This window comes from Paracoccus sp. AK26 (assembly GCF_011801365.1).
Taxonomy (GTDB): Bacteria; Pseudomonadota; Alphaproteobacteria; order Rhodobacterales; family Rhodobacteraceae; genus Paracoccus; species Paracoccus aerius.
In genome coordinates, this window is record NZ_CP041041.1 from 2,228,083 (window position 1) to 2,251,021 (window position 22,939).

Annotated in this window: 22 protein-coding genes and 1 tRNA gene; 6 read left to right on the top strand and 17 right to left on the bottom strand. The window is 65.4% G+C overall.

The annotated features are described in order from the left end of the window. Positions 1–52: 52 nt before the first annotated feature. The 7 genes from rpoB to secE all read right to left on the bottom strand — a co-directional run bounded on the left by rpoB (position 53) and on the right by secE (position 7,745). Positions 53–4,198, bottom strand: a complete 4,146-nt coding sequence (gene rpoB / locus FIU66_RS11050; RefSeq protein ID WP_167622747.1) for a DNA-directed RNA polymerase subunit beta — start codon at positions 4,196–4,198, stop codon at positions 53–55. 231 nt (positions 4,199–4,429) lie between these two features. Next, the gene (rplL, locus tag FIU66_RS11055) at positions 4,430–4,804 is read right to left on the bottom strand and encodes a 50S ribosomal protein L7/L12 (protein WP_167622748.1); all 375 of its coding nucleotides are present in this window, start codon (positions 4,802–4,804) and stop codon (positions 4,430–4,432) included. 64 nt (positions 4,805–4,868) lie between these two features. Beyond that, positions 4,869–5,384 carry a 50S ribosomal protein L10 gene (rplJ, locus tag FIU66_RS11060; RefSeq protein ID WP_103174459.1) on the bottom strand — a complete coding sequence of 172 codons (516 nt, stop codon included), beginning with the start codon at positions 5,382–5,384 and terminating at the stop codon, positions 4,869–4,871. A 226-nt stretch (positions 5,385–5,610) separates the two neighbouring features. Continuing rightward, positions 5,611–6,309: a 50S ribosomal protein L1 gene (gene rplA, locus FIU66_RS11065; protein ID WP_167622750.1), complete on the bottom strand. Its 699-nt coding sequence runs from the start codon at positions 6,307–6,309 to the stop codon at positions 5,611–5,613. A gap of 3 nt (positions 6,310–6,312) precedes the next feature. Further along, on the bottom strand, positions 6,313–6,765 hold the full coding sequence (gene rplK / locus FIU66_RS11070; protein WP_167622752.1) for a 50S ribosomal protein L11: 453 nt from the start codon (positions 6,763–6,765) through the stop codon (positions 6,313–6,315). 73 nt (positions 6,766–6,838) lie between these two features. Continuing rightward, positions 6,839–7,375, bottom strand: a complete 537-nt coding sequence (gene nusG, locus FIU66_RS11075) for a transcription termination/antitermination protein NusG (protein ID WP_167622754.1) — start codon at positions 7,373–7,375, stop codon at positions 6,839–6,841. A 172-nt stretch (positions 7,376–7,547) separates the two neighbouring features. Then, positions 7,548–7,745, bottom strand: a complete 198-nt coding sequence (gene secE, locus FIU66_RS11080) for a preprotein translocase subunit SecE (RefSeq protein WP_167622756.1) — start codon at positions 7,743–7,745, stop codon at positions 7,548–7,550. A 238-nt stretch (positions 7,746–7,983) separates the two neighbouring features. Here secE and FIU66_RS11085 point away from each other — a divergent pair, with 238 nt between their 5' ends. After that, positions 7,984–9,129, top strand: coding sequence for an HPP family protein (locus FIU66_RS11085; RefSeq protein ID WP_167622758.1), 1,146 nt, complete (start codon positions 7,984–7,986; stop codon positions 9,127–9,129). A gap of 15 nt (positions 9,130–9,144) precedes the next feature. Here the strand turns inward: FIU66_RS11085 and FIU66_RS11090 are convergent. Then, positions 9,145–9,220, bottom strand: a tRNA-Trp gene (locus tag FIU66_RS11090). 54 nt (positions 9,221–9,274) lie between these two features. Further along, positions 9,275–11,128, bottom strand: a complete 1,854-nt coding sequence (locus FIU66_RS11095) for an ABC transporter ATP-binding protein (protein WP_167622760.1) — start codon at positions 11,126–11,128, stop codon at positions 9,275–9,277. A 147-nt stretch (positions 11,129–11,275) separates the two neighbouring features. Here FIU66_RS11095 and FIU66_RS11100 point away from each other — a divergent pair, with 147 nt between their 5' ends. Next, on the top strand, positions 11,276–11,779 hold the full coding sequence (locus tag FIU66_RS11100) for a ferritin-like domain-containing protein (protein ID WP_167622762.1): 504 nt from the start codon (positions 11,276–11,278) through the stop codon (positions 11,777–11,779). 37 nt (positions 11,780–11,816) lie between these two features. On the opposite strand, the gene FIU66_RS11105 is transcribed toward FIU66_RS11100, so the two are convergent. The 7 genes from FIU66_RS11105 to tuf all read right to left on the bottom strand — a co-directional run bounded on the left by FIU66_RS11105 (position 11,817) and on the right by tuf (position 17,069). Further along, the gene (locus FIU66_RS11105; RefSeq protein WP_167622764.1) at positions 11,817–12,230 is read right to left on the bottom strand and encodes a GFA family protein; all 414 of its coding nucleotides are present in this window, start codon (positions 12,228–12,230) and stop codon (positions 11,817–11,819) included. 79 nt (positions 12,231–12,309) lie between these two features. After that, a complete protein-coding gene (locus FIU66_RS11110) occupies positions 12,310–13,884 on the bottom strand; it encodes a GMC family oxidoreductase (RefSeq protein WP_167622766.1) in 1,575 nt (524 codons plus the stop codon). 13 nt (positions 13,885–13,897) lie between these two features. After that, positions 13,898–14,419, bottom strand: coding sequence for a gluconate 2-dehydrogenase subunit 3 family protein (locus FIU66_RS11115; RefSeq protein WP_167622768.1), 522 nt, complete (start codon positions 14,417–14,419; stop codon positions 13,898–13,900). 56 nt (positions 14,420–14,475) lie between these two features. Next, entirely contained in the window at positions 14,476–14,871 is a 396-nt protein-coding gene (locus FIU66_RS11120) for a VOC family protein (RefSeq protein WP_167622769.1), read from the bottom strand. Positions 14,872–14,955: 84 nt separating this feature from the next. Continuing rightward, positions 14,956–15,249 (bottom strand): ribbon-helix-helix domain-containing protein, encoded by a 294-nt coding sequence (locus tag FIU66_RS11125; RefSeq protein WP_167622771.1) that lies wholly within the window; start codon positions 15,247–15,249, stop codon positions 14,956–14,958. A gap of 171 nt (positions 15,250–15,420) precedes the next feature. Further along, a complete protein-coding gene (locus FIU66_RS11130) occupies positions 15,421–15,789 on the bottom strand; it encodes a hypothetical protein (RefSeq protein WP_167622773.1) in 369 nt (122 codons plus the stop codon). Between the two features lie 104 nt (positions 15,790–15,893). Further along, entirely contained in the window at positions 15,894–17,069 is a 1,176-nt protein-coding gene (gene tuf, locus FIU66_RS11135; protein ID WP_167622739.1) for an elongation factor Tu, read from the bottom strand. 226 nt (positions 17,070–17,295) lie between these two features. Here tuf and FIU66_RS11140 point away from each other — a divergent pair, with 226 nt between their 5' ends. The 4 genes from FIU66_RS11140 (at position 17,296) to FIU66_RS11155 (ending at position 20,374) form a co-directional block, all read left to right on the top strand. Then, on the top strand, positions 17,296–18,231 hold the full coding sequence (locus FIU66_RS11140; RefSeq protein ID WP_167622774.1) for a DUF533 domain-containing protein: 936 nt from the start codon (positions 17,296–17,298) through the stop codon (positions 18,229–18,231). A gap of 139 nt (positions 18,232–18,370) precedes the next feature. Then, positions 18,371–18,838, top strand: coding sequence for a cytochrome c (locus tag FIU66_RS11145; RefSeq protein ID WP_167622776.1), 468 nt, complete (start codon positions 18,371–18,373; stop codon positions 18,836–18,838). Continuing rightward, a complete protein-coding gene (locus tag FIU66_RS11150) occupies positions 18,838–19,422 on the top strand; it encodes a cytochrome b/b6 domain-containing protein (RefSeq protein WP_167622777.1) in 585 nt (194 codons plus the stop codon). The genes FIU66_RS11145 and FIU66_RS11150 overlap by 1 nt, the downstream gene beginning before the upstream one ends. A gap of 52 nt (positions 19,423–19,474) precedes the next feature. Further along, on the top strand, positions 19,475–20,374 hold the full coding sequence (locus tag FIU66_RS11155; RefSeq protein WP_167622779.1) for an SDR family oxidoreductase: 900 nt from the start codon (positions 19,475–19,477) through the stop codon (positions 20,372–20,374). A gap of 249 nt (positions 20,375–20,623) precedes the next feature. On the opposite strand, the gene parC is transcribed toward FIU66_RS11155, so the two are convergent. Further along, positions 20,624–22,876: a DNA topoisomerase IV subunit A gene (gene parC, locus FIU66_RS11160; protein ID WP_167622781.1), complete on the bottom strand. Its 2,253-nt coding sequence runs from the start codon at positions 22,874–22,876 to the stop codon at positions 20,624–20,626. Positions 22,877–22,939: the final 63 nt, after the last annotated feature.

Sequence of the window (22,939 nt, forward strand, 5' to 3'; positions counted from 1 at the left end):
CGTGAAGATCACGCACCCTACGGCATGGTAGGGTGCGTGCTTGCACGCACCGTTACTCGTCCTCCTCCGCATCCAGGAGTTCCATGTTGAGGCCCAGACCCCGGACCTCCTTGACCAGCACGTTGAACGATTCCGGCACGCCGGCCTCGAAGTTGTCGTCGCCCTTGACGATGGACTCATAGACCTTGGTCCGGCCCGCGACGTCGTCCGACTTGACCGTCAGCATCTCTTGCAAGGTATAGGCGGCGCCATAGGCTTCAAGCGCCCAGACCTCCATCTCACCCAGACGCTGGCCGCCGAACTGCGCCTTACCACCCAGCGGCTGCTGCGTGACGAGGCTGTACGGCCCGGTCGAACGCGCGTGCATCTTGTCATCGACAAGGTGGTGCAGCTTCAGGACATATTTCATGCCCACCGTCACCTTGCGCGAGAACTGCTCGCCCGTGCGGCCGTCGAAGACCACGGACTGACCAGAGGTGTCGAAGCCCGCACGCGTCAGCGCGTCGTTCACGTCCGCCTCTTTCGCGCCGTCGAAGACGGGCGTGGCGATCGGAACGCCGGTGCGGACCGTGTTGGCGTGTTCGACCAGCAGGTCGTCATCCATGCCCTCGAAGGTCTCGGCATACATGTCGTCGCCATAGCCGATCTTCATGGCTTCCCGGACCGGGGTCAGATCGCCGTTGCGGCGATAGTCCTCGAGAGCCTCGTCGATCTTGATGCCAAGACCGCGCGATGCCCAACCCATGTGGGTTTCCAGGATCTGGCCGACGTTCATGCGCGACGGCACGCCCAGTGGGTTCAGCACCAGGTCGACCGGGGTGCCATCCGCCAGGAAGGGCATGTCCTCGATCGGGACGACCTTGGACACGACGCCCTTGTTGCCATGACGGCCGGCCATCTTGTCTCCAGCCTGCAGCTTGCGCTTCACGGCGACGAACACCTTGACCATCTTCATCACGCCCGGCGGCAGGTCGTCGCCCTGACGGACCTTCTCGACCTTGTCCTCAAAGCGGGCCTCGAGGGCCTTCTTCTGGGCGTCATACTGATGGTTCAGCGCCTCGACTTCCTTGGCGGTGTCTTCCTCGCTGACGGCAAGCTGCCACCACTGGCCGCGCGACAGCGTGCCCAGCAGATCCTCGTTGATCTCGGAGTTAGCCTTGACGCCTTTCGGCCCCTTCACGGCGGTCTTGCCCAGGATCAACGATTTCAGGCGCGCATAGATGTTGCGGTCCAGGATCGCCTGTTCGTCGTCCCGGTCGCGGGCCAGACGCTCGACTTCCTCACGCTCGATCTGCAGGGCGCGTTCGTCCTTGTCCACACCATGGCGGTTGAAGACGCGGACTTCCACGATGGTCCCGTAGGCCCCCGGCGGCAGGCGCAGCGAGGTGTCGCGCACGTCCGACGCCTTTTCGCCGAAGATGGCGCGCAGAAGCTTTTCTTCCGGCGTCATCGGGCTTTCGCCCTTGGGGGTGATCTTGCCCACCAGGATGTCGCCCGGCCCGACCTCGGCGCCGATATAGACGATGCCGGCCTCGTCGAGGTTGCGCAGGGCTTCCTCGCCGACGTTCGGGATGTCGCGCGTGATCTCTTCCGGCCCCAGCTTCGTGTCACGGGCCGCCACTTCGTATTCATCAATATGGATCGAGGTGAACACGTCGTCGCGGTGGATCCGCTCGGAAATCAGGATCGAGTCCTCGTAGTTGTAGCCGTTCCAGGGCATGAAGGCCACGACCACGTTCCGGCCGATCGCCAGCTCGCCCTGGTCAGTCGAGGGACCGTCCGCGATGACCTGGTTGGCAACGACCTTTTCGCCCACCTTGACCAGCGGACGCTGGTTGATTGTCGAGGACTGGTTGGACCGCTTGAACTTGCGCAGACGATAGATGTCCACGCCCGCATCGCCCGCACCCAGACCTTCGGTCGCGCGCACAACGATACGCTGCGCATCGACCTGGTCGATGATGCCGCCCCGGCGCGCCATGATGGCCGCGCCGCTGTCACGCGCAACGGTGGCTTCCATGCCGGTGCCGACGAACGGCGCCTCGGCCCGCAGCAGCGGAACCGCCTGACGCTGCATGTTCGAACCCATCAGCGCGCGGTTGGCGTCGTCGTTTTCCAGGAACGGGATCAGCGCGGCCGCGACCGAGACCAGCTGCTTGGGCGACACGTCGATCAGGTCGATGGCATCGACCGGGTTCAGCGTGAAGTCGCCCGCCTGACGGGTCGAGATCAGTTCGTCCACGAACCGGCCCTCGGCGTCCAGCGTCGCGTTGGCCTGGGCCACGGTATGCCGCATCTCCTCGGTCGCGGACATGTAGACCACGTCGTCGGTCACGCGACCCTCGATCACCTTGCGGTAGGGGGTCTCGATGAAGCCGTATTTGTTCACGCGCGCAAAGGTCGCAAGACTGTTGATCAGGCCGATGTTCTGGCCTTCCGGCGTTTCGATCGGGCACATCCGGCCGTAATGGGTCGGGTGGACGTCGCGAACCTCGAAGCCAGCACGCTCGCGCGTCAGACCGCCCGGCCCGAGGGCCGACAGGCGACGCTTGTGCGTCACTTCGGACAGCGGGTTGGTCTGGTCCATGAACTGCGACAGCTGCGAACTGCCGAAGAATTCACGCACCGCGGCCGCCGCCGGCTTGGCGTTGATCAGGTCCTGCGGCATGACAGTGTCGATCTCGACGCCGGACATACGCTCGCGGATGGCGCGCTCCATGCGCAGCAGGCCAACGCGATACTGGTTTTCCATCAGTTCGCCGACCGAGCGCACCCGGCGGTTGCCCAGGTGGTCGATGTCGTCGATCTCGCCCTTGCCGTCGCGCAGTTCCACCAGGCCACGGACACAGGCCACGATATCCTCGGGGCGCAGGGTCCGCTGGGTGTCGGGCGCGTCCAGATCCAGGCGCATGTTCATCTTGACCCGGCCCACGGCGGACAGGTCATAGCGCTCGCTGTCGAAGAACAGCGAGTTGAACAGGTTCGACGCGGCCTCGACGGTAGGCGGCTCGCCCGGGCGCATGACGCGATAGATGTCCATGAGCGCGCCTTCGCGGCCCATGTTCTTGTCGGCGGCCATGGTATTGCGGATGTAGGGGCCGACATTGACGTGGTCGATGTCCAGCACCGGGATCTCGGTCACGCCGTTGTCCAGCAGGACCTTGAGCAGGCCGCCGTTCAGCTCGCCGTCGCGGTCGTATTCCGCGGTGATCTCGTCGCCGGCCTCGGCATAGATGAAGCCGGTGGTGTCGTTGACGATGTCCTTGGCGACGAAGCGGCCGATGATGCGCTCGAACGGAACCAGCAGGTTCAGCGCCTCGCCGGATTCCTGCAGCTTCTTGACCAGGCGCGGGGTGACCTTGTCGCCCGCCTTGGTGATGACCTCGCCGGTGTCGGCGTTGACCAGGTCATAGGACGGGCGGGTGCCGCGGACGCGTTCGGGGAAGAAGCGCGTGACCCAGCCCTGCGACCGGCCCTCGCGACGCAGGGTGTAGTCCACGGTTTCATAGAAGGCATCCATGATGCCTTCCTGATCCATGCCCAGGGCATAAAGCAGCGTCGTCACCGGCAGCTTCCGGCGGCGGTCGATACGCGCGAAGACCAGGTCCTTGGCGTCGAATTCGAAGTCCAGCCACGAACCGCGATAGGGAATGATGCGGCAGGCGAACAGCAGCTTGCCCGAGGAATGGGTCTTGCCGCGGTCATGGTCGAAGAACACGCCGGGGCTGCGGTGCATCTGGGACACGACGACACGCTCGGTCCCGTTCACGATGAACGTCCCGTTCTGGGTCATCAAGGGCATGTCGCCCATGAAGACGTCCTGTTCCTTGATGTCCTTGACCGATTTCGCGCCGGTGTTTTCGTCGACATCGAACACGATCAGGCGCAGCGTCACCTTCAGCGGTGCGGCATAGGTCATGTCGCGCTGCTGGCACTCGTCCACATCGTATTTCGGCCGTTCCAGCTCGTATTTCACGAATTCCAGGGTCGCGGTCTCGTTGAAATCCTTGATCGGGAAGACCGACTGGAAAACGCCCTGGATGCCTTCGCCGTCGTGATGGCCCGTGCCCTCACCCGAGTTCAGGAACAGGTCGTAGGAGGATTTCTGAACCTCGATCAGGTTCGGCATCTCCAGCACTTCGCGGATGTTGCCGTAATAGCGCCGGATACGCTTCTGGCCGACATAGGATTGCGCCATGGGGTCTAGTCACCTTTCGACTTCGCGCGCGGTCCGGGTCGGGGCACCCAGGACACGGGCCTACGAATGCAGGGGGATAAGGTCCAATTCGTGCCGTGCGTCCCACCGCCCGGCTCCCGAACCTTGAACATGCCCTGAAGGATTGTCTGTTCCAGACCGCCCTTCAAGACAGGTTCGGCAGGGACCGGGAAAACCCGGACCCTGCCCCATCGTGGTCAGCCTGACGGCCGATTACTTCAGCTCGACCTTGGCGCCAGCCGCTTCGAGCTTCTTCTTCATCTCTTCGGCGTCGGCTTTCGAAGCGCCTTCTTTGACTTTGCCGCCGGCTTCGACCAGGTCCTTGGCTTCTTTCAGGCCCAGACCGGTGATGCCGCGCACTTCCTTGATCACGTTGATCTTGTTGGCGCCGGCTTCGACCAGGACGACGTCGAATTCGGTTTTCTCTTCGGCGGCTTCAGCCGGGCCAGCGGCCGGGCCAGCCATCATGACGGCGCCACCGGCAGCCGGCTCGATGCCGTATTCGTCTTTCAGGATGGTTTTCAGTTCCTGGGCTTCCAGCAGGGTCAGGCCCACGATTTGTTCGGCGAGTTGTTTCAGATCAGCCATTTTTCCGTTCTCTCAGTTAATGTTCCAACGTCGGGTTTTCAACCACACGCAGGGATTGGGTTGCTTACGCAGCCTCACGTTCCTCGAGGGTCGTGAGGATGCTCGCGATGTTCGAAGCAGGCGCGCCAATGGCACCGGCAATGTTCGAGGCAGGCGCACCGAGGCAGGACACGATCTGAGCGATAAGCTCTTCACGCGACGGCATCGAGGCGACGGCTTTCACACCGGCCGGATCCAGGGCCGAGTCACCCATAGCACCGCCCAGGATCACGAAACGATCGTTGTCCTTGGCATACTTGTCGGCGATCCGCGCGGCAGCGGTCGGATCCTCCGAATAGGTGATCACGGTCATGCCCGTCAGGTAGTCGGCGATGCTTGCGCAAGGCTTACCTTCCAGGGCGATCTTGGCGAGCTTGTTCTTGGCGACGCGAACCGAACCACCCGCTTCGCGCATGCGCGCGCGGAGGTCCTGCATATGTGCAACCGTCATCCCCTCGTAGTGGGCAACCACCACGACGCCAGAGCTTTCAAAGATCTGGCCGAGTTCTTCGACCACCTGTTCTTTTTGTGCTCTATCCACGGTTTCACTCCAAGTTGGGGGTTTCCCCCCGGCTCTCACTTTTCCCGCCCGAAGGCAGGTCGGGTCCGCTAGGGCAAGATCACCCGAAGAAATCCTTCGGAAAAATGCTTCCCCATCTCAGGAAGGACATTAAGCAGGTTTCCCCGCACCCTCCGTCTCGGACAGGACGGGGCGGCTGGCGCCCCGTCATTCCCGGTCCCGAAGCCAATCGGGCACCAGAAAATTCTTAGTTGGCCGTGGCCGAGGCCACGTCCACCGACACGCCCGGCCCCATGGTCGAACTGATCGAGACCTTCTTCATGTAGGTCCCTTTCGCGCCCGAGGGCTTGGCACGGCTGACCGCGTCCACGAAGGCGCGCAGGTTGATGGCCAGCTTCTCGGCGTCGAAGGACACCTTGCCGATGCCGGCATGGACAACGCCCGCCTTCTCGGCCTTGAACTGGACCTCGCCGCCCTTGGCAGCTTCGACGGCCGATTTCACGTCCATCGTCACCGTGCCGACCTTGGGGTTCGGCATCAGGTTGCGCGGGCCCAGGATCTTGCCCAGGCGGCCGACCAGCGGCATCATGTCCGGCGTCGCGATGCAGCGGTCGAACTCGATCTTGCCGGACTGAATGGTTTCCATCAGGTCTTCGGCGCCGACGATGTCCGCACCGGCGGCCTTGGCTTCGTCAGCCTTGGGGCCACGGGCGAAAACGGCGACGCGAACGTCCTTGCCGGTGCCGGCGGGCAGCGTCACGACGCCGCGGACCATCTGGTCGGCGTGGCGCGGGTCGACACCCAGGTTCAGCGCGATCTCGACGGTCTCGTCGAACTTGGCCGAGGCGGCGCCCTTCACCAGGTTGATCGCATCTTCAACCGTCAGGTTGGCCTTGCCTTCGAACTGGGCGCGGGCGGCGGCTTTTTTCTTGGAAATCTTCGCCATGGCTTAGCCTTTCACCTCGATACCGATCGACCGGGCCGAGCCGACGATGATCTTCATGGCCTGTTCGACGTCGTTGGCCGACAGGTCCTTCATCTTGGCTTCGGCGATCTCGCGGACCTGCTTGACGGTCACGGTGCCGGCGACCGCACGGCCCGGCTTTTCCGAACCCTTGGCGCGGTTGCGCTTGCCCACGGGCTTCAGGCCGGCGGCCTTCTTCAGCAGGAAGGACGCGGGGGGCGTCTTCGTCTCGAAGCTGAAGGACTTGTCGGCGTAATAGGTGATGACGACCGGAACGGGGGAACCCTGCTCCATCTCTTGCGTCTTGGCGTTGAATTCTTTGCAGAACGCCATGATGTTGATGCCGCGCTGACCCAGGGCCGGGCCAACGGGGGGCGACGGGTTCGCCTGACCCGCCTTGATTTGCAGCTTGAGGCTGCCGACTACTTTCTTGGCCATAGGGCCTTCTCCTTGTCATCACGCCCCGGACCGGGGCCGACCTAGCGGTGCGGCTTTCGCCTCCCGCACACGATCACGCGGTCTTGGCGACCTGCGTGAATTCCAGTTCGACCGGCGTCGGCCGGCCAAAGATCGAGACCGTCACCTTGATGCGGCTCGACACCTCGTCCACTTCCTCGACCATGCCCGAGAAGCCTTCGAAGGGTCCGTCGGTCACGTTGACCTTTTCGCCCACGTCGAAGCGGATCAGGTTGCGCGGGGCGGCCTTTTCGCCATCCTCGCGGCGGTTCAGCATCGCGTTCACCTCGTCGTCGCGCATCGGCATCGGCTTGCCCTGCGCGCCCAGAAAGCCGGTGACGCGGTTGATCGAGTTCACCAGGTGGTAGGTGCGGTCCGACATGTCCATGTGGACCAGCACATAGCCCGGCATGAAGCGACGTTCCGAGGTGACCTTCTTGCCGCGACGGATCTCGATCACTTCCTCGGTCGGAACCAGAACCTCGTCGATCTGCTCTTCCAGGCCCTTCTCGGCGACGGCCTGACGAATCGCCTCGGCGACCTTCTTTTCGAAGTTCGACAGGACGCTGACCGAATACCAACGCTTTGCCATGTTTCGATCAACCCCTGTTCGTCGGAAGGGAATCACCCGAAGCGCCGGGCAAACCCTTGAATTCATGTGCGTCCGTCAAAATCGAAAGGGGCGCGCAACCGGATTTCGATGCACGCCGCTTGCCGGACAGTCGGGGGCAAATACCCCCATGCGCCCGCAATTGCAAGCCCGATCAGTTGCTGATCAGCCGCAGTCCTTCGGTGATGCCAAAGCGGATGGCCAGGTCCACCAGCGAAAAGAACACGCTGAACAGCGCGGCCAGGATCAGCACCATGATGGTCGTCGTGATCACCTCGCGCCGCGTGGGCCAGCTGATCTTGGCGGCCTCGGCGCGGACCTGGTTGATGAACTGGACAGGATTGGTGGCCACGGGCAGGCTCCTTGGACAAGTCGAGCGTTCATCTATCCGCCCGGCCCCCGCGATTCAAGCCCGCCGTTGCAGGTCCAGCCCAAACTGCCCGGTCGCGTGGTCCTGGCCCGGGAGCTTACGGAAGGCGTCGAAGCGGCGAGCGGATCGGGCGGGCCGAAAGTCGCACCCGGTCGGCGGGCGTCTTGCGGCGGGGGCAGGTTCTTCCTAGGGATCGGCCTGCCAGAAGAAGGGGAAATCCTTGCCGATCCTTGTCGATTCATCGGGACATTCCCGGTTCCGCGCGCTTGGTCCCTCGGTGGCCGCCGTTCCCCCGGCCGAGGCGCTGCGGGCGGGCATCGGCGCCGTCCTGGGTCTGGCGGTAGCAACGGGGCTGGCGGTTCTGGCGTCGCCCGACCTGTGGCTGGGCATCTATCTGATCGCGCCCTTCGGGGCGAGTTCGGTCCTGATCTTTGCCGCCCCGAACAGTCCCCTCGCACAGCCCTGGCCCGCCATTGTCGGCAACACCCTGTCGGCGCTCGTGGCGCTGCTGGTCTGCCGGGTGGTCGCCAATCCGATGATTGCGGTGCCTGCCTCGGTCGGGGCAGCCATCATTGTGATGGCGCTGTGTCGGGCCACGCATCCGCCGGGGGGCGCGGTGGCGATGACGGTGGCGATCGGCGCGGACAGGATCGCGCCGCTGGGCCTGGGCTTTGCGCTGATGCCGGTCGCGGGGGGCACCGCGCTGCTGGTCGCGGTCGGGGCGCTATACGCGCTTGGCACCGGGCGGCGCTATCCCTTCCGCCAGTTCGGAGAGGTGAATGCCAGCGGCACCACCGACCCCTCGCCACCCGAACGCCTGGGCCTGACCGAAGACGAACTGGCGGGCATCCTTGTCCGCTACAACCAGTCGCTGAACCTGGGGGTCGAGGATCTGGCCCGCCTGATCGCCGCGGCCGAGATGCAGGCAGCGTCCCACCGCACCCGCGCCCAGGTTGCGGGCGACATCATGTCGCGCGACCTGGTGACCGTCGCGCCCGACACCCCGCTGCTGGAGATCGCCGCGCTGTTTTCGCGCCACGGCTTCACCTCGCTGCCGGTCGTGGGTGCGAATGGGCGCTATCTGGGGGTGATCTTCCAGTTGCACCTGATCGCGCGGGTCCATGCGCGCTTTCGCCCCGATGGCAGGCTGTCGCGGCTGGACCACGACCTGCGCGCCGTCGATGTCATGGACGGCCGCCTGCCCACGGCCCGTCCCGGCACGCCAATTGCCGCGCTGCTGCCCTCGCTGGCCTCGAACAGCACCGATGCGGTGCCGGTGCTGGAGAGCGAGCGGATCGTCGGCATCGTCACGCGGACGGATCTGGTCGCGGCCCTGGCGCGTGAAAGCCTGCGTCGTGACGACTGATGGCCTTGAAGAACCTGGCAGGGGTTGGGGGACTCGAACCCACGACCCTCGGTTTTGGAGACCGATGCTCTACCAACTGAGCTAAACCCCTGCGGTGCGCGACTGATAGGATCTGGCGCGGGGCGCGTCAAGCGGGGAAACGCCCTTATCCGTCCACGTCCGCCGCCAGGAACCCGCCCGACTGCCGCGCCCAGAGCCGCGCATAAAGCCCGCCACTGGCCAGCAGGTCGGCATGGCTGCCCTGTTCGACGATGCGGCCCCCGTCCATCACGATCAGCCGGTCCATCGCCGCAATGGTGGACAGGCGGTGGGCGATGGCGATCACGGTCTTGCCGGCCATCAGAACGTCCAGGCGCGACTGGATGGCTGCCTCGGCCTCGCTGTCCAATGCGCTTGTCGCCTCGTCCAGGATCAGGATCGGCGCGTCCTTCAGCGCGACGCGGGCGATGGCAATGCGCTGACGCTGGCCGCCCGACAGCTTGACGCCGCGTTCGCCGACATGGGCGTCCAGCCCCCGGCGGCCGTGGCTGTCCGAAAGCAGGGGCACGAAGTCCTGCGCCTCGGCCATGCGCAGGGCTTCGGCGATCTCGGCCTCGGACGCATCGGGGCGGCCATAGGCGATGTTGTCGCGGACCGAGCGGTGCAGAAGCGAACTGTCCTGCGTCACCACGCCAATGGCCGCGCGCAGACTGTCCTGCGTGACGCGGGACACGTCCTGCCCGTCGATGGTGATCCGCCCCTGTTCAATGTCGTGAAAGCGCAGCAACAGGTTGATCAGCGTCGATTTCCCCGCGCCCGACCGGCCGACCAGGCCCACCCGTTCACCCGGCGCGACATGCAGAGTCAGGTCGTTCAGGACGGCCATCGGTTGCGCGCCCTCGGGTCCGCGATAGCGGAAGGTGACATTGTCGAAGCTGACCGCGCCCGGCCCCCGGACCAGCGGCTTGGCGTCGGGGGCGTCCTTGACCTCTCGCGGCAGGGCAAGGCTGGAGATGCCGTCGCGCACCGTCCCGATATTCTCGAACAGGGCGGCGAATTCCCACATGATCCAATGAGCCATGTTGTTCAGCCGCATCGCCAGCGGCACGGCCACCGCGACCGCGCCGACCTCGATCAGGCCGCCGGTCCACAGCCAGAGCCCCACCCCCGTGACCGAGGCAACCAGCAGAACGTTGATCGTGTTCAGCGCGATGTCCTGCACGCTGGACAGGCGCATCTGGGCGTAGACGGTGCGCAAAAAGGCGTCCATGCCGTCCCGCATCCAGGATTCCTCGCGCGAGGAATGGGAAAACAGCTTGACCGTCGCGATGTTGGTATAGCTGTCCACGACCCGCCCCGTCATGCCCGACCGCGCATCGGCCTGCGCCTCGGCCACCCGGCCCAGGCGGGGCACGATCTGCCACAGCAGGACGCCGTAGGCCGCGACCCAGGCCAGGAAGGGCAGCGCCAGCCGCCAGTCCTGGCTAGCCGCCAGGAACAGCGCGCCCAGGAAATAGATCACGACATAGCTGCCGACATCCATTGCCTTCATCGCCACCTCGCGCACGGCAAGGGCGGTCTGCATCAGACGCTGGGCGATCCGGCCCGCGAATTCGTCCTGAAAATAGCCGACCGACTGGCGCAGCAGATATCGGTGCGCCCGCCAGCGGATGCGCTGTGGAAAGTTGCCCATCAGCCCCTGATACAGGACCAGCGATCCCAGAAGGTTCAGCGCGGGCAGCACCAGCAGCAGCACCAGGGCCATGAAGGCCAGACGCGCGCCATGCATGTTCCAGAACTGGTCGCGCGGAGTTTGCGACAGCTGGTTGATCAGCTCTCCCAGCCAGCCGAACAGCGCAACCTCGACAATCGCGATCAGGGACGAGGTCAGGGCCAGCAGCACCAGCCAGGGAATCGCCCCCCGGCTGTAATACAGCACGAAGCGGACCAGCGACCGGGGCGGCATGTCCGGCGTTTCGGTCGGATAGGGATCGATGCGTCGTTCGAACCACGAAAACATGGTGTCACCGGAATGTCGTGAACGGGATCAGGCAAGGGTGCGTTTGCTGGACCCTTGGAACGCCGGTGTCAAGCGGTTGGTCTGGAACGATGCGACAGGCCGCACGTTGCAGGGAATAAACGGCCGCTTCCCCGAAAGGACACCATCATGGCGATCAAGACCCTGAACGATCTCTACCTCCACCAGTTGAAGGATCTCTATTCTGCCTGCAAGCAATCCATGGCGATCGTCACCGAGATGGGCCGCGCAGCGAAGTCCCGCGAACTGTCCGAGGCCCTGATCGCCGGAAACCAGGGCATCGCGCGCGGAATGGAAACCCTTGCCAGCATCTGCGGGCGCCACGACACCGATCCGACCGGAGAGCATTGCCGCGGAATGGAGGGGCTGGTGTCCGAAGCCCGCAAGCACGCGATCGAGACCGACTTCGGCGACGAGGATACGCAGGACGCGGCGATCATCACCCAGTACCAGCGGCTGACCCATTACGCCATCGCGGGCTATGGCTGCGTGCGCACCTTCGCCAACCGGCTTGGCCATGACGATGACGGTGCCGCCCTTCAGGAATGCCTGGACAGCACGCGCGAGGGGGACGAGCACATGACCCGCATTGCCGAGGGCGGCGTCAACCAGGCGGCGATGGACGGCCAGTAACCCCCGATGCGCCGCAGCCCCGGCTGCGGCGCCGACATTACAGGTGGCGTGTTTCCTTCGCCTCCTTTGCCCAGTCGTCATGCGCCCCGTCCGCATGAAACACCGGGGCCGCAACAAGGTCCTCTTCGGGCACGTCGTCCAGGGCCGGGACGAAGACCATCGTGAAACGTCCGCCCAGTTCGGCTAGGTTTCCCGTCGTCCACAGCCGCGTCCCGCAACGCCCGCAGAAGACGTGGTGCATGTCCAGCCCGTCATCCTGCATCCGCGGCGTTTCGGCCAGAACCTCTGCCCCCTTCAGCAGGCGCAGCCCCTCTGGGTCCGGCAGAAGCATTTCCCAATAGCGCATCTTGCGGCAGAACCGGCAGTTGCACCGCATGGTGCCATCGGCCAAGTCGCCATCCGCCTCAAAGGCGACGGCGCCGCAGAAGCAGCTTCCTTGATAGGTCTTCATGACACATCCCCTGTCGGTCGCGCAGGGATATCATGCAGCCGGATGCCCCGCTGGCAATGCCTGCCAGCGGGCATTTCCGTCAGACGTTGCCCGCCGCCATTTCCCGGGCGATGTGGTCCGCCTGCCGGATCGCCAGGGCCACAATGGTCAGCGTCGGGTTTTCCGCCGCCCCCGTCGTGAACTGGCTGCCATCCGACACGAACAGGTTCGGCACGTCATGCGCCCGCCCGTTGCGGTCCACCACCCCATCCTCGGGGCGTTCCGACATGCGGTTGGTGCCCAGGTTATGGGTCGAGGGATATGGCGGCGTCGGCAATGTCCGCGTCGCCCCCACCGCCTTGTAGATCGCCTGGCCCTGCTTGTAGGCGTGGTTGCGCATCGCGACGTCGTTCGGATGGTCGCTGAAGTTGACGTTGGCGACCTTCAGGCCGAACTTGTCCGTCGTGTCCGACAGGGTGACGCGGTTGTCGGCCTGGGGCATGTCCTCGCCCACGATCCACATGCCGGCCATGTTGGCATAGCTGTCCAGCGCGGTGGTGAATTCGCGCCCCCAACCGCCTGGGTCCAGGAAGGCCGCCATGAAGGGCAGGCCCAGCGACAGGGTTTCAAGCTCATAGCCGCCGACAAAGCCGCGCGATGGGTCGTGCCGGGCCTCGTCGCGGATGATGCCGGCCATCGTCGTGCCGCGCCACATCTTCACCGGCTGCTCGAAGGTCGCATAGACCGATCCCGTGGTGTGGCGCATGTAGTTGCGCCCGACCTGCCCCGAGCTGTTGGCCAGCCCGTCCGGGAACATGCTGCTGTGCGAATTGAGAAGCAGGCGCGGGCTTTCGAAGCTGTTGCCCGCGACGGCGACCAGACGCGCCTTCTGCATCTGCAGATTGCCCTCCTTGTCGAAATACTCGACCCCCGTCACTTTGCCGCTGTCGTCATGCAGGATGCGGGCGACATGGGCGTGGTCGCGGACCTCGAGGTTGCCGGTCGCCTCGCCGCGCGGGATGTCAGTATAGGCGGTGGACCACTTGGCGCCCCATTTGCAGCCCTGGAAGCAGAAGCCGGTCTGCTGGCAGGCCATCCGGTCGTCGTAATCGGCGCTGTTGATCGCCATGTTGCCGGTATGGACGTCCTTGTAGCCAAGCGCCAAGGCGCCCTTCTCGAAGACCTTGTAGTTGTTGCTCCCGGGCAGGCGTGCGCGCCCACCGACCCCGGTCACGCCCAGCTTGGCCTCGGCCTTGTCGTACCAGGGGGCCATCTCGGCCGCGTCCAGCGGCCAGTCCAGCAGGCTTGCCCCTTCCACCGGGCCATAGGTGGAAAGCGCCTTCCATTCGTGGTCCTGGAACCGCAGGGATGCGCCCGCCCAATGGATGCTGGTGCCGCCCACCGCCTTCACGATCCAGGCAGGCAACCCGCTGAAATCCTTGGCCACGCGCCAGTCGCCGCTGGTCGTGCGCGGGTCGGTCCAGGCAAGCTGGCCGAAGCTTTCCCATTCGTCGTTGACGTAATCCTCGGGCAGGTAGCGCCCGCCCGCCTCAAGTGCGACGACCTTGACGCCCTTCTGCGCCAGTTCGTTGGCCAGAACCCCGCCCCCCGCGCCGGTGCCCACGATGACGACCACGCTGTCGTCGGTCAGTTCGAATTTCGCTGCCGTTGCCATGGTGGCTGTCCCCCTACAACCAGTCGATGTCGTCAAAGCCGCGGTCGATGTAACCGCCCTGCGAGAAGGACTCGCCCTCATAGCCGAAGATCGGCCAGATATCCTTCTGGTTGTATAGGCCCGTCACCAGCCCGCCCCGAACCGTCTGGAAGAAGGGCGTGTCCTGGATGGACCGCAGGATCGCGACCCGATCATCCTCCCATCCGGCGGCAAGGTAGTTGTCGAAACCGGCCTTCTTTGCGGCCTCGTCCAGGGCGGCGATGCCTTCGGCCACCATGTCCTTCTGCTCGGTCACGTCATAGGACTTGATCGCCACCGCATAGAAGCGGTCCCCCACACGATCATGGGGATAGATGTCGCGCGCCATCTGCAACAGCGTCGCCATCTGATGTTCGCTGATCGCCGTCACCTCGACGGCCCAGGCGGCGTCGGGTGCCGCGATGAAGCCCGGTCCTGCCACGGCCAGCGCCCCGGCCGCCACCGCGCGCGACAGAAGCGCGCGTCGTGTCAGCCCCTGCTTGTTCAATCGGGTCATGTTTCCTCCTCCCCTTGTTCTGCGCGTCCTGGGGTCTCCCCTCCCCCACGGGCGCGCTATTTGTAGCGGCCGCCCCGCTGGATCACCTCGATCTGATAGCCGTCGGGATCGGCGATGAAGAAGAACCGGGCAATCACCTCTCCCCCCGGCGCGAAATCGACCAGCTTGCGCGGTGCGAAACCTTCCGAGTCCAGCCGGGCGTGCAAGGCATCCACGTCATCCACGGTAAAGGCGATGTGCCCATAGCCGTCGCCCAGGGCATAGGGTTCGGTCCTGCCCTTGTTGACGGTCAGTTCCAGTTCCGTCTCGCTTTCGCCATTGGCCAGGTAGACCAGCGTGAATTCAGGAAAATCAAGGCGTTCGGCGACGGTCAGGCCGAAGCAGCGGTCATAGAAATCGACCGAGCGCGCCTCGTCCAGCACGCGGATCATGGAATGGACATATTTCGCCATGGTGTTCCCTTCTTGTCTTGCTGGGAACCAGTCTAGGGCGGGCCGGATCCGCCCGGGTAGTAACGGATTACTACAGCGCCGCTTTTATTCGGCGGCGATGGCAGTGGGGGCGATGTGCTGATCCTCGCCCAGGTGGATCGTGCAGGCGCAGCGCAGAAGCGAGGTGAAGTTGCGCGCTTCGCCGTGCAGTTCCAGCACCTCGGCGTGCAGCTTCGAGATGAAGGCGGGCGTGGTGACGCCCTGACGCGCGGCGATGTCGTCGATGATGCGCCAGAAAGCCCGTTCCAGCCGGATCGAGGTCGACTGCCCGTTCAGCCGCAGCCTGCGGGTCACGGTTTCATAGCGGTCGGGGTCCTGCCCCGCGAAGATCTGGCACATGGGCTTGATCCGAACAGTTCGATGGGCCGATCCTGCGGCAGGACGAGCAGCGGGTCAATGCAACCTTTGGTTAGCTCGCCGCACCACCACAGCCGCCGCCTCACAGGCCAGGCTGGTCTTGCCACATGACGGGCTGGGGCTTGGCCCCTGGCCGCTGCAAGGCCTTCGGCATCAGCCGGTCCACCGCCGCAGCAGCGGAAATGCTGCAAAAGCGATTTGCGCAAGCGCGCCAAGCGCGCCTGCAGGGGTCGCAAAACTGGCGAAGAAGCCTGCCGCGCCGGCGCCAAGGGCAATGGCCAGCAGCGCCTCGGACAGCCAAAGGAAAGCCAGGGCCACTGCACCCATGATCACACGGTCCCGGATGCGCCCGGAATGAGTGGCACTCCGCAGGATCGCCCCGCAGGCCAGCCAGGACAGTAGCAGCATGGCGGGCAGTTCCAGGATCACGCTGGCGGTGACGCCAAGGCGCGGGACCAGCAGCGTGTTCCGCATCACGCCGAAGGCCATGCCAAAGGCAAAGACCACCGCGAAATAGGTCAATCCGGCCCTGAATATGTCGACACCCCCCCTCATTGCAAAAGGCCGCCTCTTTTGGAGGCGGCCCCTTGTGTTCGTGTTGCGGCGGGGTGTTCCCCGCCTGCGGCTTACTTCAGGATCTTCGAGACAACGCCGGCGCCGACGGTGCGGCCGCCTTCGCGGATGGCGAAGCGCAGCTTTTCTTCCATCGCGATCGGGGCGATCAGCTCGACCTCGAACTTCAGGTTGTCGCCCGGCATCACCATCTCGGTGCCTTCCGGCAGCTTGACGGTCCCGGTCACGTCCGTGGTGCGGAAGTAGAACTGCGGGCGGTAGTTGGCGAAGAACGGCGTGTGGCGGCCGCCTTCCTCCTTGGTCAGGATATAGGCCTCGGCTTCGAAATGGGTGTGCGGCTTGACCGAACCCGGCTTGCACAGCACCTGGCCGCGCTCGACGCCGTCACGGTCCACGCCGCGCAGCAGCGCGCCGATGTTGTCGCCGGCTTCCCCGCGGTCCAGCAGCTTGCGGAACATCTCGACGCCCGTGCAGGTGGTCTTGCGGGTGTCGCGGATGCCCACGATCTCCAGTTCGTCGCCCACGTTGACCGCGCCGCGCTCGACCCGGCCGGTGACAACCGTGCCGCGGCCCGAGATCGAGAACACGTCCTCGATCGGCATCAGGAAGGGCTGGTCGATCGCGCGCTCGGGCGTCGGGATGTATTCGTCCACCGCAGCGATCAGCGCGCGGATCGAGTTCTCGCCGATCTCGGGATCGCGGCCTTCCATCGCGGCCAGGGCCGAGCCCTTGATGATCGGGATGTCGTCGCCCGGATAGTCGTAGGACGACAGAAGCTCGCGCACTTCCATCTCGACCAGTTCCAGCAGTTCCTCGTCATCGACCTGGTCGACCTTGTTGAGGTAGACGACCATGTAGGGGATGCCCACCTGGCGGCCCAGCAGGATGTGCTCGCGCGTTTGCGGCATCGGGCCGTCGGCGGCGTTCACCACCAGGATCGCGCCGTCCATCTGCGCCGCACCGGTGATCATGTTCTTCACGTAGTCGGCGTGGCCCGGGCAGTCGACATGCGCATAGTGGCGCGCGTCCGATTCGTATTCCACATGCGCCGTCGAGATCGTGATCCCGCGGGCCCGCTCTTCCGGCGCGCCGTCGATCTGGTCATAGGCGCGGAATTCGCCGAAATATTTCGTGATCGCAGCCGTCAGCGTCGTCTTGCCGTGGTCGACGTGACCAATCGTGCCAATGTTGACGTGCGGTTTCGTCCGTTCAAACTTTGCCTTTGCCATGATGGCCTCCTGATCGCGGGGCATGGCGAAGACGGCCCCGAATTGACGTGCGCCGCGATGTATAAGCCGGCTTGGGAAAAATCAAGGGCGCCCGCGCGTGCTGGGCCTGGGCTGCCGGGACCGCCCTGTCCGTTGTGTGAAGGAACCATTCCGGGCACAGTTCTGTTCGGGGGCGACCGGGGTGGCCCTTGTGTCTTCACCCACCCCGCAGTGGAGGATGTATTCGATGAGCCTGATGAAAACCCTGGGCCGTGTCGCGGCCGGAGTCATTCTTGCCAAGGGCCTTGGCGCCGCCATGCAGCAGCGCCAGCAGGGCCGCCCCGGCGGACAGATCCCGCAACGCCGCAGCGGCCAGGGCGGGCTTCTGGGCGATCTTTTCGGCAACAACACCGGGCCCGGCCAGGGGGGCAACCTGGGTGACATGCTGGGCCAGGTGCTGGGCGGCGGCCGGCCGGGCAGCGGGTCGCGCTATGGCGGGCCTCAGTCGCGCGGCGCGCAGGGCGGGCTGGGCGGCATTCTGGACAACCTGACCAACAAGGCCCGCACCGGCGGCAGTGCCGGCGGTTCGGGCGGCCTGGGCGACCTGCTGAACCAGCTTGGCGGCGGAAGCAAGACCCGCAGCGCCGGCGCCGGCGGGGGCCTGGGCGACCTGCTGGGCGGGCTTCTGGGCGGCGCGGCCGCGGGCGGTGTCGCAGGCAGCCTGGCGCGCAAGGATTCCCAGCCCACCAACGACGCCAGCTTCGGCGAATTGTTCAACGACGCCGTCATCAACAAAGGCGAGCCCGAGGTCGCCCCGACCCCCGAACAGAACGCGGTCGCGGGCCTGATGCTGCGCGCGATGATCCAGGCCGCCAAATCCGACGGAACCATCGACGAGGAGGAAAAGCAGCGCCTTCTGGGCAAGCTGGGCGACGAACTGGACGAGGAAGAGCGCGCGTTCATCCGCGAACAGATGGCCGCCCCCGTGGACCCCGAGGCCCTGGCCCGCGAAGTGCCCAAGGGGCTTGAGTCCCAGGTCTACCTGATGTCGCTTCTGGCCATCGACCTGGACCACGAGGACGAGGCCCGCTATCTGGACCGGCTGGCCCGCGCGATGAACCTCGACCGTCCCACGGTCAACGAGATCCATGCCGAGGTCGGTGCGACCAAGCTTTACAACTGATCCGCCAAAACGGCCCCCGCGGGGGCCGTTTTCGCAAATGCGTGATCGCCCAATGGCCCGATTGATCCAGCGGATTGATTCTGCCAGTCTTTTCCTGAAGCCTTTTCACCCCAGCCAGTGCCTTTTCAGGAGCCAGCCGATGCCTGCAATCAAAGCCCTTGCCCTTGCCGCCGCCCTGTCCCTTCCAGCCCTTGCCCTTGCGCAATCCGCCGAGGAGGCAGCCGAGGACGCCGTCGAGGCCCGGCACGGCTACATGACCATGCTGGGGATCAACATGGGCCAGTTGGCCGGCATGGCCAAGGGCGAGATCGCCTATGACGAGGCCGGGGCCAGCCGCGCCGCCGCCAACATCGTGGCGCTGACCCAATATGACGGGCCGGCGCTGTTCGTCGAGGGAACGTCCTCGGCGGACATGGACGATTCCGACGCGCTGCCCGCGATCTGGGAAAACCCCGACGACTTCGGCGCCAAGTTCGCCGCCCTGACCGAAGCGGCGGCAGGCAGCCCCGAGGCCGTGGCCGGCGGGCAGGAAAGCATCGGCCCCGTGCTGCAAAAGCTGGGCGGCGCCTGCAAGGCCTGCCACGACGACTATCGCCAGGCAGACTGATGCAGGACGGCGCGGCGCAGCGCGAAAGGGTCTGGGACCCGGCGCTGCGCATCTTCCACTGGTCGCTGGCGATCCTTGTGATCGCCAACTGGCTTTTGGGCAAGCTCGGCCCCGCCGACATGACGCTGCATTTCTGGCTGGGCTACGCGGTGATCGCGCTGCTGGCCTTCCGGCTGGTCTGGGGCTTTGTCGGCCCCCCCTCGGCCCGGTTCAGCCGCTTCCTGCGCGGACCGCGCGCCGTGGCCGCCTATGTCCCCGAGATGATGCGCCGCCGCCCCAGCCGTTGGCCGGGCCACAGCCCCGTCGGCGCTTTGGCGGTGGTGGCGATGCTGGCGGTGCTGATCCTGCAGGTGACGACCGGGCTTTTTGCCGATCCCGACGATTACATCAATGTCGGCCCCCTGGCTTCGCAAGTCAGTTCCGACACCTCGCGCATGGCGCTGCGCTGGCATCACCGGGGCGCCGACCTGATCCTGATCCTGGTCCTGCTGCACTGGGCCGTGATCCTGTTCTATCGCCTGTGGAAGCGCGAGGATCTGGTCCGGCCGATGATCACGGGCTGGAAGCTGGTGCGCCGCCGCTAAGGGGAACCCTTGCCGCCGGGGCTGGTTGGACAGGGCAACCGAAAGGAACCCCATGTCCACCGACCAGCCCTTCCGCAGCGGCGCGATCGCCGATCCCAGCCTTGCCAAGCCCGACTTCCCCAAGCAGGAACAGGCCTTTCCCGGCCTTGCCAGCCGGATGGATCCCCTGCCCGACCATGGCGAGACCAGCTATCGCGGCAGCGGCCGCTTGTCGGGCAAGCGCGCCCTGATCACCGGCGGCGACAGCGGCATCGGCGCGGCCGCGGCCATTGCCTTCGCCCGCGAAGGGGCGGATGTCGCGATCAACCACCTGCCCGAGGAACAGGAAGACGCCGACAAGGTCCTGGCCCTCATAAAGGCCGAGGGGCGCAAGGCCATCTCCATTCCCGGTGATCTGAGGGACGAGGATTTCTGCAAGTCCCTGGTCGGTCAGGCGGTCGAGGGTCTTGGCGGGCTGGACATCCTGGTCAACAACGCCGGCCACCAGCAGTTCTGCGAAAAGCTGGAGGATCTGACCACCGAAGCTTTCGACGCGACGATGAAGACGAATGTCTATGCGCCCTTCTGGGTCACCCGCGCGGCCCTGCCGCACCTGGAGCCGGGGGCCTCGATCATCATCACCTCGTCGGTGCAGGCCTTCTCTCCGTCGGATATTCTGTTCGACTATGCCCAGAGCAAGGCCGCCAATGTCGCCTTCGCGCAGTCCCTGGCCAAGCAGCTTGCACCGCGCGGCATCCGCGTGAACGCCGTCTGCCCCGGCCCTTATTGGACCGCCCTGCAGGTCTCGGGTGGGCAACCCACTCAGAAGGCGGCAGAGCACGGCAAGAACCAGCCCCTCGGCCGCCCCGGCCAGCCCGTCGAGATAGCGCCGATCTATGTCCTGCTGGCCTCGGACGAGGCAAGCTACATCACCGGCGAATACTTCGGGTCGGTCGGCGGCAGCGGCCTTTAAGAAAAAATTCTTGCCTCCGGCAGGGATATTTTAACCAGAACGAAAGAATTTCCGGGGCATAACCGGATCACGGTACAGGCGGGGACGCCGATGACCGTCCAGAGTGAAAGCCCCTGCCGGGCCGCATCATGCCGGCGCAGCAGGGGGCCGCCCTATCATTCTGGTTCCAAATATCCTGGGGAGTCCTTCGCATGCGAAGGACGGGGCGAAGCCCCCGGGAAAATGGCGTCGAAGGGCGGCAGCCCTTCGTCAGTTGAACTTGTTGTCCCGCGGGAAACCACGCGGGGCCATGCTTCCGGCGCTTGCGCGCTTGCCCAGCCAGGCGGTCAGGTCAGGCTCGGTGCGGGTGCGACCGCCGCTTTCCTGCCAGCGAAGCCCGTCCGCCAAGGTGATGAAGGCCGCGTCCGACAGCGTGTCATCGGCCACCAGCCCGCCGCCGCTGCGGTATTTCTGCAGCTTGACGCCCTTGCCGCGCGACATTTCGGGCAGGTCGGACAGCGGGAAGACCAGCATCTTGCGGTTCGTGCCGACCACGGCGACATGATCGCCGCTGACCGGGCGGCACAACAAGGCGTCGCCGTTCAGGACCTGCTTGCCGGTCTTGGTCTGCGCCAGGATGTCGCCCGCCCCGACGACGAACCCGTCCCCCGACCTCGATGCGACCAAGTATCGCTGGTCCTCGCGCCAGGGGAACATGGCGATCACCTCGGCCTCGTTGGGCAGGTCGATCATCAGGCGCAGCGGCTCTCCCATCCCGCGGCCGCCGGGCAGGCTGTTGGCGGGCAGCGTATAGAAGCGACCGTTCGAGGCGAAGATCATCAGCTTGTCGGTCGTCTCGGCATGGATGGCGAAACCGGGGCCGTCGCCGTCCTTGAACTTGACCTCGGCGTCCAGCGGCTGGTGGCCCTTCATGGCGCGGATCCAGCCCATCCTGGACAGGATCACCGTCAGCGGCTCGCGCTCGATCATGGACTCCATGTCCAGGGGCGCGATCTCGTGAGCCTCGGCGATCTGGGTGCGGCGCTGACCCTGGGGCTTGGACTTGCCGAACAGGTTGCGCACCTCCTTCAACTCGGCCGCGATCCGCGCCCATTGCACGCCCTCGTCGGCCAACATGGCCTGAAGGCCCTGCCGTTCCTCTTGCAGGGCATCGCGTTCGGCGCGCAGCTCGATTTCTTCCAGCTTGCGCAAGGCACGCAGGCGCATGTTCAGGATTGCCTCGACCTGCACCTCGGTCAGGGCGAATTCAGCAATCATCACGGCCTTGGGATCGTCCTCGTTGCGGATGATCTCGATCACGCGGTCCAGGTTCAGATAGGCGACCAGATAGCCTTCCAGCACCTCGAGCCGTGAGGCGATCTTGTCCAGCCGGAAGGTCGCGCGCCGCACCAGAACGTCGCGGCGATGGTCCAGGAACGCACGCAGCACCTCCTTGAGCGAGCAGACCTTGGGCACGCGGCCGTCGATCAGCACGTTCATGTTCATGTTGAAGCGGATTTCCAGGTCGCTCACGCGGAACAGCGCGCCCATCAGCTGTTCGGGATCGACCGTGCGGGCCTTGGGCTCCAGCACGATGCGGATGTCCTCGGCGGATTCGTCGCGCACGTCGGCCAGGATCGGGATCTTGCGGGTCTGGATCAGTTCGGCAAGCCGCTCGATCAGCTTGGACTTCTGGACCTGGTAGGGGATCTCGGTCACGACGACCTGCCATTGGCCGCGGCCCAGATCCTCGACTGCCCAGCGGGCGCGGACCCGGAAGGCGCCGCGGCCGGTGCGATAGATTTCCGAAATCGTGTCGCGGTTTTCCACGATGACGCCGCCCGTCGGGAAATCCGGCCCCTGCAGGATGCCCGCCAGCGTGTCGTCGCGGGCGTCCGGCGTCTTGATCAGATGCAGGCAGGCGTCCACCACCTCGTGCAGGTTGTGGGGCGGGATGTTCGTGGCCATGCCGACGGCGATACCCGATGCGCCATTGGCCAGCAGGTTCGGGAAGGCCGCGGGCAGCACCACCGGTTCGGTCAGGGTGCCGTCGTAGTTCGGACGGAAATCGACCGCATTCTCGGCCAGCCCGTCCATCAGGCTTTCCGACGTCGCAGCCAGCCGCGCCTCGGTATAGCGGGCGGCGGCGGGGTTGTCGCCGTCGATATTGCCGAAGTTGCCCTGCCCGTTCACCAGCGGATAGCGCATGGCGAAATCCTGGGCCAGCCGCGCCATCGCATCATAGATCGCGGCATCGCCATGCGGGTGATAGTTCCCCATCACGTCGCCGGTGATCTTGGCCGACTTGCGGAACGCCCCGCTGGACGCCAGCCGCAATTCGCGCATCGCGTAAAGGATGCGGCGGTGCACCGGCTTCAGCCCGTCGCGCGCATCGGGCAGCGCCCGGTGCATGATGGTGGACAAGGCATAGGTCAGATACCGCTCGCCGATGGCACGGCTGAGGGGTTCGGACTGGGTATTGTCTTCGGGGTCGACGGGGGGTTCGGGGGGCAGGCTGGACATGCCGCATCAGATAGGACGCGGCAGCCGCGCGGTCCAGCGGGAATCGCGGAACGCCTTTGCGCG

Coding starts and splice junctions, on each gene's coding strand:
- rpoB (WP_167622747.1), bottom strand. CDS start 4,198: ATGGCGCAATCCTATGTCGGCCAGAAGCGTATCCGGCGCTATTACGGC.
- rplL (WP_167622748.1), bottom strand. CDS start 4,804: ATGGCTGATCTGAAACAACTCGCCGAACAAATCGTGGGCCTGACCCTG.
- rplA (WP_167622750.1), bottom strand. CDS start 6,309: ATGGCGAAGATTTCCAAGAAAAAAGCCGCCGCCCGCGCCCAGTTCGAA.
- rplK (WP_167622752.1), bottom strand. CDS start 6,765: ATGGCCAAGAAAGTAGTCGGCAGCCTCAAGCTGCAAATCAAGGCGGGT.
- nusG (WP_167622754.1), bottom strand. CDS start 7,375: ATGGCAAAGCGTTGGTATTCGGTCAGCGTCCTGTCGAACTTCGAAAAG.
- FIU66_RS11095 (WP_167622760.1), bottom strand. CDS start 11,128: ATGTTTTCGTGGTTCGAACGACGCATCGATCCCTATCCGACCGAAACG.
- FIU66_RS11100 (WP_167622762.1), top strand. CDS start 11,276: ATGGCGATCAAGACCCTGAACGATCTCTACCTCCACCAGTTGAAGGAT.
- FIU66_RS11105 (WP_167622764.1), bottom strand. CDS start 12,230: ATGAAGACCTATCAAGGAAGCTGCTTCTGCGGCGCCGTCGCCTTTGAG.
- FIU66_RS11110 (WP_167622766.1), bottom strand. CDS start 13,884: ATGGCAACGGCAGCGAAATTCGAACTGACCGACGACAGCGTGGTCGTC.
- FIU66_RS11115 (WP_167622768.1), bottom strand. CDS start 14,419: ATGACCCGATTGAACAAGCAGGGGCTGACACGACGCGCGCTTCTGTCG.
- FIU66_RS11120 (WP_167622769.1), bottom strand. CDS start 14,871: ATGGCGAAATATGTCCATTCCATGATCCGCGTGCTGGACGAGGCGCGC.
- FIU66_RS11125 (WP_167622771.1), bottom strand. CDS start 15,249: ATGTGCCAGATCTTCGCGGGGCAGGACCCCGACCGCTATGAAACCGTG.
- tuf (WP_167622739.1), bottom strand. CDS start 17,069: ATGGCAAAGGCAAAGTTTGAACGGACGAAACCGCACGTCAACATTGGC.
- FIU66_RS11140 (WP_167622774.1), top strand. CDS start 17,296: ATGAGCCTGATGAAAACCCTGGGCCGTGTCGCGGCCGGAGTCATTCTT.
- FIU66_RS11145 (WP_167622776.1), top strand. CDS start 18,371: ATGCCTGCAATCAAAGCCCTTGCCCTTGCCGCCGCCCTGTCCCTTCCA.
- FIU66_RS11150 (WP_167622777.1), top strand. CDS start 18,838: ATGCAGGACGGCGCGGCGCAGCGCGAAAGGGTCTGGGACCCGGCGCTG.
- FIU66_RS11155 (WP_167622779.1), top strand. CDS start 19,475: ATGTCCACCGACCAGCCCTTCCGCAGCGGCGCGATCGCCGATCCCAGC.
- parC (WP_167622781.1), bottom strand. CDS start 22,876: ATGTCCAGCCTGCCCCCCGAACCCCCCGTCGACCCCGAAGACAATACC.